This is a genomic window from Lysinibacillus sp. 1 U-2021, from assembly GCF_029916965.1.
GTDB classification, from domain to species: domain Bacteria; phylum Bacillota; class Bacilli; order Bacillales_A; family Planococcaceae; genus Lysinibacillus; species Lysinibacillus capsici.
Genome location: NZ_CP123966.1, coordinates 4,249,836 through 4,264,538, shown reverse-complemented (window position 1 = coordinate 4,264,538; position 14,703 = coordinate 4,249,836). Strand labels below are relative to the sequence as shown.

The following is a 14,703-nucleotide window of genomic DNA, read 5'->3' as shown; positions in this document are numbered from 1 at the left end:
CGGCTCATTGGACGCCCCCTGGAAAGGACGCTGGCGGAACGGAAATCAACCCTTACCTTGCCAAAAGGTATTATTCCTCCTAGCGATATTATCTTTTTTCAACAACATGAATTGGCGAGACTTTTAAAAGTCTCGCCAATCGTTTGGTCCTTATTCATTCCAGCCTTTACAGACATCAATCCATTCTTTATAGGGAGCATATGTTTCAAGTTCTGAAATGGTTACCTCAATGGCTGAATTACTACTACCGCACGCTGGAAATACTGTAGTAAAACGTTTTAAAGATTCATCTAAATAAATGGCTACGCCCTCGTTCACACCAAAAGGACATACACCCCCGACATCATGGCCGATCATCGTCTCCACATCATCTTTGGATAACATCTTTGCCTTCGTACCAAATACGGCTTTATATTTTGCATTATCGATTTTTGCATCACCAGCAGCCACAATTAAGATCGCTCCATCATCTATAAGAAAAGATAAAGATTTTGCTATGCGCTCTGGCTCACAGCCAAGCGCCTGTGCTGCTAATTCAACTGTTGCGGAGCTTTCTTCTAATTCTTGTATTTTGTGTTCTACGTGCCATTGTGCTAAATGGCGACGTACTTTTTCAATTGCCATATGTACATCCTCCTACTTGTATTTTGAGATTTTCGTAAAGATTCCCTTTTCTATAGTTGATATACCACCTTCATACAAAAAGCATTCATTAAAATCAAGACAAAATTAATTTTACCATAATTTTCAGAATATATAGTTGTGAATGCTTTAACTTTCGGGTACCATTGGTGTAAGGAGTGTAAAATTACACTAGGGAGGTCTTTGTATGCTTAAGTTTATACAAATAGTATCGATACTAATTGGTTTGTCCGTTGTGACATTAATGGTTGCATTCATTATCACATTAAGTGGTGGGCTGCATTTAATTAATTTGGTCTTTACTATACCCGTTTGTTTATTTATCTGGATTGTTTGTAGCATGTTTAAATGGACCAACACAAAAAAACGAAGGGGCTTGCTATTTGGTGTCATGGGAATCGCCCTGTTGATTGCAGCCATTAAACCGATTCAACATTATTATAAAATGAGTATTCCCACTGTTGATGCGGAAATTGATGTAACAGTCTATCAGCCATTTGTCCCTGGCAATGAAGTAGTGAAAAATAAAGCTTCCTTACAATTGACAGAGTCATTACCACGATTAGATGGAGCAACAGCCATGTACCCTTTATATGCGGCTTTTGTGGAGGCTACGTATCCCAAAGGGGAGTATCCTCCATATAATAGTAGAGTTCAAGTAAGTCGTACACCAGAGGCCTATCAAAATTTAATAGCTGGAGATGTTGATTTAATTTTTGTGGCAGCCCCGTCCACCTCACAAGAATGGCAGGCAGAAAAGGAAGGACTTACATTTGATATGACGCCAATTGGTCGAGAGGCATTTGTCTTTTTTGTGCACCGTAAAAATAAAATCGATAATTTAACACTTGAGCAGGTCAAAAAAATATATGCTGGAGAAATAACTAATTGGCGTGAAGTGGGTGGGGAGGATGAGGCCATTCGTGCTTTTCAACGCCCAGCAGATAGTGGAAGCCAAACGACACTAGAAAAGCTGATGGGCAATACGCCAATCATGGAGGCACCCACTGAAGATGTTGCATCAGGGATGGGCGGAATCATTCGGGAAGTGTCGCAATATCGAAATTATAAAAATGCCTTGGGCTTTACGTTTAGATATTATTCTACAGAGATGGTTGGTAACAAAAAGATCAAATTACTATCCATTGACGGAGTAGCACCAACAAAAGAGAATATTCAAAATGGTACATATCCTTTAGTGTCTGAATTTTATGCCATCACAGCAGGAACGGAAAATCAAAATGTACAGAAACTGATTGATTGGATACTTTCTGAGGAAGGGCAGGCAATGGTAGAAAAGGTCGGCTACGTACCAGTGGAAAATCATTGAATAGTTTGCTATACTAAGAGTAATAATCGAATAAAAGTTTTCTAGGGTTCCGTAGCGCTTGCTAGTCTGGTCCGAGAGAAAACCACAAATTGATTTTGTGACACGGAAGGATAAAAGCCTGGGAGATACTGTTTAAAGACAGTTTCTTCAGGCTTTTTTTGTTTGGCTAAAATCAAGTCATTTGGCGAATGCTGAAAAAGTAGTTGGATCATCCAATTAGTCGGCCGTGTCTTATAAAATGGAGGGATTTATGATGAATAAACAATGGATCAGCGTCATTGTAGCGGCTTGCTTTGAAGTTGGCTGGGTCATTGGGTTAAAGCATGCAACAAGTGTACTAGAATGGATTGGTACAGCAATTGCCATTTTTATTAGTTTTTATTTGCTCATTAAAGCAGGTGAGCATCTACCAGTTGGGACCGTTTATGCAATCTTTGTCGGATTAGGAACAGCTGGTACTGTATGTGCGGATAGCTTGCTATTTGGAGAGCCGTGGAAATTAGCAAAAATCATATGTATTGTTGTGTTACTTGCAGGAGTTGTAGGCTTAAAGCTTGTAACGGGAGAGCCTAAGGAACAAGAGGTGAGTGAATAATGGCATGGATGGCATTAGTTGTTGCAGGGTTATGTGAGATGATGGGTGTATATATGATTAGTAAATATAATAAGGCGAAGAGTATGAAAAATTTAGGACTGTTGATTGGTGCATTCACCTTAAGTTTTGCAGGCCTTGCCTATGCGATGGAAACATTACCGATGGGTACTGCCTATGCGATCTGGACAGGGATTGGTGCAGCTGGGGGAGCACTGCTAGGTATGCTGTTTTTTAATGAATCTAAGGACTGGCGACGCATTGTTTGTATTGTCCTTGTATTAGGAGCAGCAATCATGTTGAAATTGCTATCATAATTAAACAGGCACTCCTCTTATGCAGGAGTGCCTGTTTTTATATTATTTTTTTACGTCTTTTGTCCATTCAGCCACTTTATCTGGATTAGCATCAACCCATTCTTTCGCAGCGTCTTTTGGATCTTTACCATCCATAACTTCTAACATAACACTTTCTAAATCTTCTGCTGTCCAGTGGAAGTTATCGAGTACTGAATATACATCTGGTAAATCTTCTTTTAAGCCTTTACGTACGAATGTATTAATCGTTTCTTCTCCACCATATACACCCTTTGGATCTTCTAAGTATTTAAGATCATATTTCGCAAATTTCCAGTGTGGTGACCAGCCTGTGACAATAATCTCTTCCTTATCTTTCAGTGCTTTTGATAATGCAGTTGTCATCGCACCAGAAGAAGAAGTAATAAAGTTCCAATCTGCTAAATTATCATATTCTTCTAATGCTTTTTCTGTAGCAGCAGTAATGCCCGCACCTGGCTCAATACCAGTGATTGTATGATCTGCTTCATTAGATAAATCTTCAATAGAATTGACATCCATATAGCTTGGTACAACTAAACCGATTTTTGCACCAGCAAGGTTTTCACCTAGCTCATCTAAATCAGCTTTATATTTTTCATATTGTGAAGCATGTGTATGTGGTAGCCAAGCAGCAACCATTCCATCAGCCTCTCCTTTCGAGACAGCCTCCCACATGATCGCATTATCCAAAGGAGTTAATGTTACATCATAACCTAATTCTTCGAGTACCTGCCCAACAACATTTGTTGAGGCAATTTCTGTATCCCACTCAACATAGGCTAGGTTTACCTCCTTAGAATCACTGTTTTTTCCAGAACTTGAGCCAGAGTCGCCTCCACTACATGCAGCAAGCATGAAGCCTAGACCTAGAGCCATTCCTAACTTTGATAGTGTTTTCAGTTTCATCGAATCTCCCTTTCTCTTCATCATTTTGTATCAAACTGCCGACATCCATCGGAGGATGGTAGCTAGAAAGATGATATTTTTATAATGCTTTCTTTTTATTAAAGCTTTGTGTTAAACGGTCAATAATAATCGCGAAAATAACTAAGCCTAATCCTGCAACGAAGCCATTCCCAACTTGGGTACGTTGTAGAGCTGTTAATACTTCACGTCCTAGACCAGGAGCCCCGATCATAGAGGCAATAACTACCATAGAAAGTGACAGCATAACGGTTTGGTTAATCCCTGCCATAATGGTTGATTTAGCAAGGGGAATTTCTACTTTAAATAATTTTTGGCTAGCTGTACTACCATAGGAGTCTGCAGCTTCCACTAATTCTTTTGGTACTTGACGAATACCGAGGTTTGTCATACGTACAGTTGGGGGTAAAGCAAAGATAACGGATGCAAAGACACCAGGTACAATACCAATGCCAAAAAAGGCAACAGCTGGAATTAAATAGACAAAGCCAGGCATTGTTTGCATGAAATCTAGTATTGGTTTAATAATGTTTTCAGCTACCGTTGATTTTGACATTAAGATACCTAGTGGAATACCGATGATGATGGATATAATACTGGAAAAGATCACAAGCGTGGTTGTTTCCATAAGATGAGTCCATAATCCTTGGTTATAAATAAACAACAAGCCGATTAATGAGAATGCAGCAAGCCCTAACTTTTTGCCTGAAACGAAGAAGGCAAATATCACGACAAGAAGTATAAGAATAATGGCTGGGATACTAATTAATAAATCAGTGACCTGATTCATGAGTAGTTTTCCGAATTGCTGAATAGAGTTAAAGAACGCTGAAAAATTACTCGTCAACCAGTCCATAGCTGATTCTACCCACGGAGCTAGTGGTAATGTTGGAATATTATCTAAAAAGTTATTCATGTGCTTCGGCCTCCTCATCGCTAGTTGACAGTGCTTGGATGACAACGCCCCTAATTAGTACACCAAGCAAGCGACCATCTTTCACAACGGCAATAGGAGTAGGAGAATTATAAATCATCCCTAAAATATCCTGTAGTAGCATATCTGGTGGAACTGTTAACACTTCCGATTGCACAATAGAATGGACGGTTTGCTCTTGCTTCTTCGCTGCAGCCAGTGCATCGTCTGCAGTGATATAGCCTTTTAAATGTCTATTTTTATCAACAGCCATTAATAAACTAACAGCCTCTTGACGCATACGCTTTAGTGCCACTTTAGGGCCATCTAGGTCTGTATTGACATAAACTGGACGTACCATGACATTTTCAGCTGTCAATACTTTAGAACGATCCACATCTTCCACGAATGTCTTGACATAATCATTTGCTGGGTTGGTTAATATTTCTTCTCCCGTACCAATCTGAATGATAGAGCCATCCTTCATAATGGCAATGCGATCTCCAATGCGTAATGCTTCATTTAAATCATGTGTGATAAATAAAATTGTTTTTTTCAATGTTTGTTGTAGATCGAGTAGCTCATCTTGCATTTCCTTGCGAATCAATGGATCAAGTGCTGAAAATGCTTCATCCATTAGTAATATTTCAGGATCATTAGCAAGGGCTCGTGCTAAACCAACACGCTGCTGCATACCACCTGATAACTGATTTGGATACTGGTCTTTATAAGCGAGTAATCCGGCATTTTCTAAAGCCTGTTCAGCTTTCGCTTGCCGTTCTTCTTTTGAAATACCTCGTATTTCAAGGCCATATTCGGTATTTTGAAGTAATGTACGATGGGGGAATAAACCGAAGTTTTGGAAAACCATGCTCATTTTGTTTCTTCGTACAGACCGTAGACTTTCTTTTCCCATAGTAGAAATATTTTCTCCATCGATATATATATTTCCGCTCGTTGGTTCAATTAGGCGGTTTAAAAGCCGTATAAGCGTGGATTTGCCACTTCCTGACAATCCCATAATAACGAAGATTTCTCCTTCGTTGACAGTAAAGCTTGCATCGTATACACCAACAGTTGCACCTGTTTCTTTTAAGATATCAGTCTTGCTTTTTTGTTGCTTGACGAGTTCTAGTGCTTGGGGAATATGTTTGCCAAACACTTTTGATACGTGTTCTATTTTAATTTTTTCCATAGAAGCACTCCTTTCGTAGATTATTACTATGTGAGGATAATGATACCCAAAAATAAACAAGTAACAACCTTACTGTAACAAAGGGTTGTTACTTTTGTCAAATCGACAAATAAGAAAAAATCCGTTTAAACGCTGTTATATCAGCGCTTAAACGGATTTTAATTTGGGTATAAAAAGCTTTGAACTCTAGCGAAACTTTCATCATTTCCAACAAAATAAATTATGTCCCCTTCTTCAAATGAGACATAAGGACCAGGGGATAATAATAATTCATTGCCACGTCGAATACCAACGATGGTACTAGAAGTATTTTGCCAAAAATTTAAAGCTTGTACAGTTTGATGGATGCATGGACTCTCAGCTGTCATTTCTAATTGATAGGGAATGAACGGATTGACTGATCGGTAATGCTCTGTGCGGCTAATTAGTTGCTTTGCCTTGTCTTGTAAATTAATCAATTCATGATGTTGCTTCTGAATACTTGTCAAAAGCTCATTTTGTATTTCATGAATCGATTGTACATCATGAAACTGTCTGACGAATTGAGCCGCTTTTTCATACGATTTTATAATTACGCCGCTACCTTTTGAAGCTTCAACAATTTCTAAGTCTTGCAAAACGGCAATTGCTCTTCTTGCAGTCTCAGCAGAAACATTATATTGACTGGCAAGAGAGGATCTTGCATATATTTTATCGCCAATGCTGTATTTTCTTTCAACAATCTTGGAGGCGAGATCAATGGCTATTTGTTGATATTTTGGTTGCTTTAGTTGAACATTTTTTTCTAAGTTCATGTTAAACTTCCTTTCGTCATTACAGTACCACAGCTTATTATAGACTAGCCTGCACAGAAAAAATAGCATCTCCATAAGCTAGTAGTATATGATGAAAAAGTAATAATAAAATTATCATCTCTAATAATTATAATGAAAGAGTAATAGCTGTCGATTGACACTTTTTAGTTATTATTATAAACTAAGTTACGTTATGTAAGTAATGTGAAAATACAAGTGTTCAGTTGGTGAATTTAGCCAACTATTTCTATAGAAGGTTGGAGATTAATATGACAATTACAACTAAAGTGATGGACTTAGTAAAAGATAAAATGGCATTAATAAAGCATACAAATACAGAGAATATTTGCCTAGTTGGACCAGTGAAATTACCTGTAAAACAAGGCGATTTTTCTGCAACTTTTCAGTGGTATAACTGGCTTAAAATTGATGCGAATTTAACTAAAGAAGAAATCATTGATGGATTAGCCGCTGCTAATTTAGCATTTTTACAACAATCCTCTGTGCTTGTATATGGTGATTTTACCCATTCAGAAGAGGCTTTAATCCGAATGCATAGTATTTGTCACACAGGCGACATATTTGGCAGCCAGCGTTGTGATTGTGGCTACCAGTTGCACGAGTCTATGAAAATGATTGTTGAGCATGGTTGTGGTGCTATATTTTATTTAGCTGATCATGAAGGTCGTGGAATTGGACTATTCTCTAAATCTCTTGCTTATTTATTGCAAGAGGAAGGGCTCGATACAGTTGAAGCAAACCATGCACTTGGCTTCCCAGATGATACACGATCTTATGACGAAGCACTTGCGGTATTAGCGACACTGCGTACCAAACCTGTAACACTCATTACAAATAATCCGAAGAAATTGGCTGCATTACAGGCTCGTGGCATGGCTGCGGAAGGGCATGTTCCTTTATGGGGCGGTTTGACAGAGACGAATCGTTTTTATTTAGAAACGAAAGTTGAAAAATCTGGACATATACGTGAAAAGCAATAGGTGGAGGTTGCGATGATGATGAATATAGATGAAAAATATATGCAACTGGCTTTGGATTTAGCAGCTAGTGCTAAAGGAAATACGAACCCTAATCCACTTGTTGGGGCTGTAATCGTGAAGAACGGTGTGATTGTAGGCACAGGTTTACACAGAAAAGCAGGGGAACCACATGCTGAAGTGCATGCTTTTCGAATGGCTGGAGAGCATGCACTGGGTGCTACGTTATATGTAACGTTAGAGCCTTGTTCACATTACGGTAAGACACCTCCTTGTGCCAATTTAGTGAAGGAATCTGGTGTCAGTCGAGTGGTAGTTGCTATGCAGGATCCAAATCCAGCTGTAGCAGGTCGTGGCATCCAATTGCTACAAGATGCAGGAATAGTGGTGGAAGTAGGGGTTTTAGAGCAACAAGCGCGCCGTTTAAATGAGCGTTTTATTCACAATATGCTTACGCACCGTCCTTTTGTTATTTCAAAATTTGCTATGACTTTAGATGGGAAAATTGCTACGCATACAGGACATTCAAAATGGGTAACTGGAGAGGTTGCCCGTGAGGATGTTCACAATATTCGTCATGAAGTAGATGGAATTCTAGTTGGTGTGGGCACAGTCATTGCTGATAATCCTTCTTTAACAACAAGGCTTAAGGAAGGATATGGAAAAAATCCGACACGTATTATTATGGATAGTTCTCTACGTACACCTGACAATGCGAATGTCTTGAATACAGAGGATGCACCAACGATTCTTGTTTGTAGTGACGACGTAAGCCAAGAAAAGATTCATTTATTTACAGAAAAAGGTGTTACAGTTTTACCGGTACAAAAAAATGAATATGGATTACAGATTGATGAAATGCTTGAAAAGCTTTATATACATGGCATAACAGATATTTTGCTAGAAGGTGGAAGTAAAATGAATGCTTCCTTTTTACAGCAAGGTGCAATCGATAAATATGTAGTATATATAGCGCCTAAAGTTTTGGGTGGAAATCTATCGTTAACGCCGTTTGCTGGCTATAATCCCTCTCTCATGCATGAGGCATGGAATGTTGAGTTTGCTTCATTTGATAAAATAGGCGAGGATTTGCGTATTATTGCTTATCCAAAGCATGGTGAAGCAAAATGAACTATCAAGCAGATGTCTGTATAGTAGGGGCAGGGCCTGCTGGTGCATTATTATCCTACCTACTTGCTAAAAATGGGCTGACAGTGATTTTATTAGAGCAAAATGTAGCGCTTGGTCAGGCATTTCGTGGCGAGCATTTAAATGAGGAAGGGGAGGCTGTTTTAAAAAGCCACCATCTTTTCGAAGCAGTTGAGGCACTCGGTATATTACGAATGGAGAAGCTTGAGTATTATGCTGGTGGCAGAGCATTTAAAACAATTCTTCCAGATGAAGCCGTAGGACATTTAGGCATTCATGTACCACAGGCAAATTTATTAAAAGGAATTTTACAAAAAGCACAGCTGTTTCCTAACTTTACATGTCTGCTACATACAAAGGTTACAAAGCTGATTGCGGATGCTACTGGTCATTATAGGGGCGTTATGGCGATAAAAAACGGAGACTCTATAAAAATCGATAGTCAGTTAATTATCGGTGCGGATGGTCGTTATTCTACGATTCGTAAGCAAGCACATATAGATGTTCAGAAACAGAAGCATGGCTTTGATTTACTGTGGGCTAAAATTCCTGCACCAGCAGATTGGGAACCATCTATAAAAATGGCACTCATCGATAATAAGCAGCTGTCATTGTTTACACAAGTTGGTGGTTATCTTCAAATAGGCTGGAATATTGAGCAAGGTAGTTTCCCTCAGCTTCGAAAACTAGCATTTACACCCTTTATCCAGCAGCTTGTGGAGGCATTTCCAGCATTAACGAAGACAGTGCAGGCACAGATAACTTCCTGGCAGGATTTTGTTTTGCTTGATGTCTTTAGTAGCCATTGTAATAGTTGGGGGACAAAGGGCCTTGTCTTACTAGGAGACGCCGTTCACACAATGACACCAACAGGCGCGTTTGGGTTGAATAGTGCACTAAAAGATGCAGATTGTCTTGCATCATTGCTAAAGAAAGACACATTAGCACAATTTAACGTACAATATTTTCAACAAATGCGTGAGCAAGCCATTGAGGAAGTATTAGCAAAACAAATTGAAAAAGAGCAGACATTTGCTTCTAACTTTATAAATAAGGCTTCGTGAAAGGACGAACAACTAGATGAAGTTTGGCTTTGATATAGATGACACATTAATTGATTTACGAGCACATGCCTTTTCACTTTATAATAAAAAGCTTGGCAAAAAGGTTTCCTTTGAAACCTTTCAAGCAATACAACGAGTAGAAATTCATGAACCATTTGGATTAACAAACGAGGAAGGTTCTGCCATGTGGAATAGCGTATTGGAAGAGATCTATTTTACGGATTGTCCATCTTTTGATGGTGCTTTAAAAGCCCTCCAAGCTTTAGCAGAGCAGGGACATGACATTTACTATATCACATCTCGTCCAAAACAATATTGTGGGCAAACAAAAGCTTGGATGGAAGCACAGGGCTTTCCAATAACAGACGGTCATTTTTTTTGTGGCATGCAAGATGCAGAAAAAGTAGCCATTATAAAAGAGCTGGCTTTAGATATTTATGTAGATGATAAACCAGCAGTACTTGAGACACTTCATGATGTGACAACTAAGGTAATCTTAAAGAATCAATCTTATAACCAGCATGTAAATCTTCCACGTTTATATGATTGGCAAGAGTTTCAAACGATGTTATCAAAATAAAGGATTGGTGCAACGACTAACCGTTGTACCAATCCTTTTTTTGCTAAAATCGACTAAGTTGAAAGGTAGATAAATCTTGTTTACTTTTGCCTTCTACAATTAAATCTGCAAGAGCTTCCCCAACGGCACTACTAAATTTAAAGCCATGACCAGAAAAACCTGCAGCAATCACAATATTCTGATGTTCAGGTAAAAAGTCGATAATGAAATCTTCATCTGGTGTCATCGAATACTTACATGTTTTTCCGTATTTAAGCGTTCCATGCTGAGGCATAAACTGATCAATAAAGTTTTGTAAGTCAACAGCATCAGATGCATCAAACGGACGTAGAGGATCGTTTGGATTAACCACATCACCACCATCGTGTCGTCCAAGCTTTAACCCCGCTCCATTAATACTTGGAAAACCGTAGTAGGTTGAATCGGCAAATTCAAAGCAGTAGGCTGGGAAAACTTCATCACGATACAGCTGCTCATCTGCCTCAAACCATGCAAAGGTTTTCCGCGTTGGTGTGACGGGTATGCTCACGTCTACTGTTTGTAGTAACTCTGTTGCCCATGCACCCGCCGTTACTATTAATTGCTTTGCTTTATAGCTATTATGTATTGTTTGTACCTGTACAATATCACCAGCTTGGATAGCCAATACTTTTTCATTGGCTCGGAGGCTTGCCCCTGCCTCTAAGGCTAATTTTTTATAGGCTTGGATACATGCTTCAACACGAAGGACACCAGCTGTAGGTTCAAAGCAAGCAACTAAATTATTTGGCAAGTATAACCCTGGCCATTTGTTCATCGCTTCAGCAGGTGAATAGTGTTCAAGTGCTAAATTATAGAGCGCAGCACTAGCCTTCACATTTTGAATGAAGGCACATGTTGGCTCTCCAATATTAACTACACCAGTTTGTATAAATAAGCTTTCATTTGCTAAAGACTCTAGCTCTTGCCAAAGCTCGCCAGCTCTTTTTACAAAAGGTACATAGCTAGCTCCCTCACCATAAGCAAAGCGAATGATTCTTGTATCCCCATGATGACTACCTTCTTCATGTGGTGGCGTAAAGGCATCTAGCATAAGTACATTTTTTCCTTCCTTTGCTAAATAGTAACCAGCCGCCATCCCCATGGAGCCAGCACCAACTATTATGACATCATAGTCCATTCTAATCCCTACTTTTTTGCTCTAGTATAACAGATTTATAGGGAAGGAAACAGAAATTTTAGAAAATAAATAGACACAGCACCTGCAATCCGAATGGACTAGAGATGCTGTGCGTTGTAGATAGCTACTATTTTGAGCGTGGTAAAATTTTATTAAGGACAATCGCTACGAGCGCAGCGGTTGCAATAGGCGAACCAAATAAATACTGCACGGTTGTAGGTAAGGAATACAGGAAATCATCAGGTAATAATGTCAATGCTAACGTTAAAATAACAGGAATCGCGATGACATACATTTCCTTTTCACCAATATGTTCATTTTTCATGACCTGTAAACCACTAATGGCTATTATGCCGCAGACGATCACAAATACACCACCAATAACAGCTGAAGGAATTGCTGAGATGAGTGCTGCTAGTTTACCAGAGAAGCCGAAGACGATAAACCAAATACCTGCTGCTATAAAGACACGACGGCTCGCAATCCCAGTGATAGAGATCACACCTGCATTAGTAGAATAACCAGTAACAGGAGTGGAGCCAAGTAAAGAAGCAATAAAGCAGCCAATTCCTTCACCAATCACACCACGGTTAATTTGTTTATTTGTTAAAGGTTGGTCGATGACATTGCTAATGGCAAACCATGTTCCTGTTGTTTCAGCCATTAAGACAATATATATAATGACCATGGTGATAATAGCAGAAAAATTAAAGCTAAAACTAAAATCTGCAAATGGAATTTGTGGCATGCTAAACCATTTAGCTTGCGATACAGGAGATAAATCTAAAACACCCATGATATTTGCTGCGATACTACCAGCAATTAAGGCAATGATGACAGAAGCAATTCGGAATAGACGTCCTTTTTGATGGAAGACTGTACCTAACATGACACAAATAATTAACACGAATGCTGAGATCAGGGCTAAATAAATGTTTTGATTTATGGATGCACCTGCTCCATTAAAAATATTATCACTTAAACCAACAGGCATTAAGGACAGTCCAACCACAAAGATAATCGTTCCACCAACAATTGGTGGAATAAATGTTTGGACAATTTTATTGAAGATACCTGTATAGCCTAAAATAATAACCAAAATGGCTCCAATTAAACTAGCACCTAGCACAGTACTCCAACCTAAATCTCCACTACCACTTGCTGCATAGATCCCAACAATGGCACCAAGTGGAACATAGGATGGACCTTGTGCCATCGGTAATTTCATACAAAAATGTGTTTGCACAATCGTCGCGACCCCAGCTGCAATAAAGGTTGATTGAATCAAGGCGCTTGCCTGACCAGTTTGTAGACCGATTAGCATGGCAATTAAAAAGGGCACCACATAAACATCCATAGCCATAACATGCTGTAAACCGAGTAGAGCAGACTGACTGAACGAAATTTTTTCATCTGGTAACACGGTTAATTGTGTTTGTTTTGTTTGATTAGTTAGTTTTCTATGTTGTGTTTCCACGAAGTTGTACACCTCAAAATAATAGATTTTTATTAGAGAATAAGAGAATGATTAGCCTCTCGTATGAACTTTATTTCCTTGCACCCATACCTCGCGGATATTTTCGGGGCGTACAAGATACATGATTTTTTGGAATATATCGTGTAAATCTTCATTTTGATCAAAAATCGGAAGCCTAGCAGTAGGAATTTTTGTATCGATAATTTGTACATCCCATGTATAGTTTTCCTGTAAACGGCCAATTGGAAGACTTAAGCTTTCTCCACCACCAGCTGTCGCAAGATAGAAGGCCTCATTTATTGTAATGCGTGAATTTGGGACACCACGTTTTTCGGCGGAAATGGTTGTATCTACACCATCCTCTAGCATTCTTGATGACATAACAGCTTGTCTTGCATTATCAAAAAGACTTGGAGAAAATCCGCCTGAAACATCTGAACCTAGTCCAATATCAACGCCCATTGCATGAAAGCGGGCGATTGGAATCACGCTGTTAGCAAAATAGGCATTAGAGATTGGACAATGGCCTATGGCAGTGCCAGTTTCAGCAAATAATCTGGCATCCTCATCGCTTAAGAAATTACAATGAGCCATGACAGATTTATCACCTAACAAACCAAAGTCATGTAAGGCGGCGGCATCATTTTTGTTGAATCGTTCTTTGACGTAGCTGTGCTCCCAGTCACTTTCACTACAGTGTGATTGAATATGTGTATCATATTTCGCAGCTAATTCACCCAAACCCTTTAAGGCACCGTCTGTACAGCTTGGAATAAAGCGGGGAGTGACAACAGGATAAACACCCTGTTTAGTCGTTTTGGCTAAATTTTTTACAGCTAAAATAAATTCCTCCGTATCCTCTAATGCGGTTTTTGTGTTTTCATCTCGATAAAAATCAGGATTCTGTTCAGGATCGTCCATGACTACTTTTCCGACTAATCCTCGCTGTCCCTTTTCAGCACAGATTTTCGCTAAAAGTACACTGGCCTCCTTATGAACCGTCGCAAAATATAATGATGTAGTTGTACCATTGGCAAGTAGTGTGCTTACTAAATCATCATAAACTTCTTGAGCAAATGCTAAATCGGAGAATTTTGATTCGATAGGGAAAGTATATGTGTTTAACCAATCGTAAAGAGGAATGTCTAAAGCTGTCCCAGATTGTGCCCATTGAGGTGCATGTACATGCAAATCGACAAATCCCGGTAGGAAATATTGCCCTTCAGCTAATGCATGGAAGTTATTTTGATCTTGATATGTAATTAAGAGTTGTTGGTAATCAGCTTGTTCAGGAGCGACAGTTTTAACAATCATGCCGTCAGCATTAATGAAAAATAAATAATCTTTTAAAATGTGAACGTCAGTAGCAGATTTACTAGTAAAAGCTGTTCCTTTGAAAATATGCGTATATTCAGACATAAAAACCACCTTAATGTTCGTTTATTGATAATAACACGGATTATTATAGGCTATAAAAACTATTAAGTCTACAAAAAAACGAATATTAGTATGGTGACTAAAGAAACATATACACCTTTTTAACTACAT

15 protein-coding genes and 1 riboswitch are annotated in these 14,703 nt (G+C 38.9%); of the genes, 7 read left to right on the top strand and 8 right to left on the bottom strand.

Annotated elements, in window-relative coordinates; translation table 11 throughout:
* Positions 1-150: 150 nt before the first annotated feature.
* On the bottom strand, positions 151-624 hold the full coding sequence (locus QH639_RS22730) for a YbaK/EbsC family protein (RefSeq protein WP_281115328.1): 474 nt from the start codon (positions 622-624) through the stop codon (positions 151-153).
* A 205-nt stretch (positions 625-829) separates the two neighbouring features.
* On the opposite strand from QH639_RS22730, the gene QH639_RS22725 reads away from it, so the two are divergent.
* From QH639_RS22725 to QH639_RS22715, 3 genes are all read left to right on the top strand, one after another.
* On the top strand, positions 830-1,972 hold the full coding sequence (locus QH639_RS22725) for a PstS family phosphate ABC transporter substrate-binding protein (RefSeq protein ID WP_237899850.1): 1,143 nt from the start codon (positions 830-832) through the stop codon (positions 1,970-1,972).
* A 30-nt stretch (positions 1,973-2,002) separates the two neighbouring features.
* Positions 2,003-2,099, top strand: a riboswitch (guanidine-I (ykkC/yxkD leader).
* Between the two features lie 126 nt (positions 2,100-2,225).
* Positions 2,226-2,567 carry a DMT family transporter gene (locus tag QH639_RS22720; protein ID WP_281116225.1) on the top strand — a complete coding sequence of 114 codons (342 nt, stop codon included), beginning with the start codon at positions 2,226-2,228 and terminating at the stop codon, positions 2,565-2,567.
* A complete protein-coding gene (locus QH639_RS22715) occupies positions 2,567-2,881 on the top strand; it encodes a DMT family transporter (RefSeq protein WP_131519563.1) in 315 nt (104 codons plus the stop codon). Before QH639_RS22720 ends, QH639_RS22715 begins: the two co-directional genes overlap by 1 nt.
* A gap of 42 nt (positions 2,882-2,923) precedes the next feature.
* Here QH639_RS22715 and QH639_RS22710 read toward each other — a convergent pair whose 3' ends face one another.
* The 4 genes from QH639_RS22710 to QH639_RS22695 form a co-directional block, all read right to left on the bottom strand.
* Positions 2,924-3,808: a glycine betaine ABC transporter substrate-binding protein gene (locus tag QH639_RS22710; RefSeq protein ID WP_131519564.1), complete on the bottom strand. Its 885-nt coding sequence runs from the start codon at positions 3,806-3,808 to the stop codon at positions 2,924-2,926.
* 79 nt (positions 3,809-3,887) lie between these two features.
* A complete protein-coding gene (locus QH639_RS22705) occupies positions 3,888-4,742 on the bottom strand; it encodes an ABC transporter permease (protein ID WP_016991840.1) in 855 nt (284 codons plus the stop codon).
* Positions 4,735-5,934 (bottom strand): quaternary amine ABC transporter ATP-binding protein, encoded by a 1,200-nt coding sequence (locus QH639_RS22700; RefSeq protein WP_004232299.1) that lies wholly within the window; start codon positions 5,932-5,934, stop codon positions 4,735-4,737. The genes QH639_RS22705 and QH639_RS22700 overlap by 8 nt, the downstream gene beginning before the upstream one ends.
* Positions 5,935-6,092: 158 nt before the next feature.
* A complete protein-coding gene (locus tag QH639_RS22695) occupies positions 6,093-6,728 on the bottom strand; it encodes a GntR family transcriptional regulator (protein ID WP_131519565.1) in 636 nt (211 codons plus the stop codon).
* A 269-nt stretch (positions 6,729-6,997) separates the two neighbouring features.
* Here QH639_RS22695 and QH639_RS22690 point away from each other — a divergent pair, with 269 nt between their 5' ends.
* From QH639_RS22690 to QH639_RS22675, 4 genes are read left to right on the top strand one after another with little or no spacing between them, the layout of a single operon-like run.
* A complete protein-coding gene (locus QH639_RS22690; RefSeq protein ID WP_281115327.1) occupies positions 6,998-7,729 on the top strand; it encodes a GTP cyclohydrolase II in 732 nt (243 codons plus the stop codon).
* A gap of 15 nt (positions 7,730-7,744) precedes the next feature.
* Positions 7,745-8,857, top strand: a complete 1,113-nt coding sequence (ribD, locus tag QH639_RS22685; protein WP_281116224.1) for a bifunctional diaminohydroxyphosphoribosylaminopyrimidine deaminase/5-amino-6-(5-phosphoribosylamino)uracil reductase RibD — start codon at positions 7,745-7,747, stop codon at positions 8,855-8,857.
* The gene (locus tag QH639_RS22680) at positions 8,854-9,939 is read left to right on the top strand and encodes an FAD-dependent monooxygenase (protein WP_281115326.1); all 1,086 of its coding nucleotides are present in this window, start codon (positions 8,854-8,856) and stop codon (positions 9,937-9,939) included. The genes ribD and QH639_RS22680 overlap by 4 nt, the downstream gene beginning before the upstream one ends.
* Positions 9,940-9,955: 16 nt before the next feature.
* Positions 9,956-10,519 carry a 5' nucleotidase, NT5C type gene (locus tag QH639_RS22675; protein WP_281115325.1) on the top strand — a complete coding sequence of 188 codons (564 nt, stop codon included), beginning with the start codon at positions 9,956-9,958 and terminating at the stop codon, positions 10,517-10,519.
* 43 nt (positions 10,520-10,562) lie between these two features.
* Here the strand turns inward: QH639_RS22675 and solA are convergent, their stop codons facing one another.
* The 3 genes from solA to guaD all read right to left on the bottom strand — a co-directional run bounded on the left by solA (position 10,563) and on the right by guaD (position 14,574).
* Positions 10,563-11,678 (bottom strand): N-methyl-L-tryptophan oxidase, encoded by a 1,116-nt coding sequence (gene solA / locus QH639_RS22670; protein ID WP_131519570.1) that lies wholly within the window; start codon positions 11,676-11,678, stop codon positions 10,563-10,565.
* A gap of 127 nt (positions 11,679-11,805) precedes the next feature.
* Positions 11,806-13,155 carry a uracil-xanthine permease family protein gene (locus tag QH639_RS22665; RefSeq protein ID WP_281115324.1) on the bottom strand — a complete coding sequence of 450 codons (1,350 nt, stop codon included), beginning with the start codon at positions 13,153-13,155 and terminating at the stop codon, positions 11,806-11,808.
* Positions 13,156-13,206: 51 nt separating this feature from the next.
* Positions 13,207-14,574 (bottom strand): guanine deaminase, encoded by a 1,368-nt coding sequence (gene guaD, locus QH639_RS22660; RefSeq protein WP_281115323.1) that lies wholly within the window; start codon positions 14,572-14,574, stop codon positions 13,207-13,209.
* Positions 14,575-14,703 lie beyond the last annotated feature (129 nt).

Coding starts and splice junctions, on each gene's coding strand:
- QH639_RS22730 (WP_281115328.1), bottom strand. CDS start 624: ATGGCAATTGAAAAAGTACGTCGCCATTTAGCACAATGGCACGTAGAA.
- QH639_RS22725 (WP_237899850.1), top strand. CDS start 830: ATGCTTAAGTTTATACAAATAGTATCGATACTAATTGGTTTGTCCGTT.
- QH639_RS22720 (WP_281116225.1), top strand. CDS start 2,226: ATGAATAAACAATGGATCAGCGTCATTGTAGCGGCTTGCTTTGAAGTT.
- QH639_RS22715 (WP_131519563.1), top strand. CDS start 2,567: ATGGCATGGATGGCATTAGTTGTTGCAGGGTTATGTGAGATGATGGGT.
- QH639_RS22710 (WP_131519564.1), bottom strand. CDS start 3,808: ATGAAACTGAAAACACTATCAAAGTTAGGAATGGCTCTAGGTCTAGGC.
- QH639_RS22705 (WP_016991840.1), bottom strand. CDS start 4,742: ATGAATAACTTTTTAGATAATATTCCAACATTACCACTAGCTCCGTGG.
- QH639_RS22700 (WP_004232299.1), bottom strand. CDS start 5,934: ATGGAAAAAATTAAAATAGAACACGTATCAAAAGTGTTTGGCAAACAT.
- QH639_RS22695 (WP_131519565.1), bottom strand. CDS start 6,728: ATGAACTTAGAAAAAAATGTTCAACTAAAGCAACCAAAATATCAACAA.
- QH639_RS22690 (WP_281115327.1), top strand. CDS start 6,998: ATGACAATTACAACTAAAGTGATGGACTTAGTAAAAGATAAAATGGCA.
- ribD (WP_281116224.1), top strand. CDS start 7,745: ATGATGAATATAGATGAAAAATATATGCAACTGGCTTTGGATTTAGCA.
- QH639_RS22680 (WP_281115326.1), top strand. CDS start 8,854: ATGAACTATCAAGCAGATGTCTGTATAGTAGGGGCAGGGCCTGCTGGT.
- QH639_RS22675 (WP_281115325.1), top strand. CDS start 9,956: ATGAAGTTTGGCTTTGATATAGATGACACATTAATTGATTTACGAGCA.
- solA (WP_131519570.1), bottom strand. CDS start 11,678: ATGGACTATGATGTCATAATAGTTGGTGCTGGCTCCATGGGGATGGCG.
- guaD (WP_281115323.1), bottom strand. CDS start 14,574: ATGTCTGAATATACGCATATTTTCAAAGGAACAGCTTTTACTAGTAAA.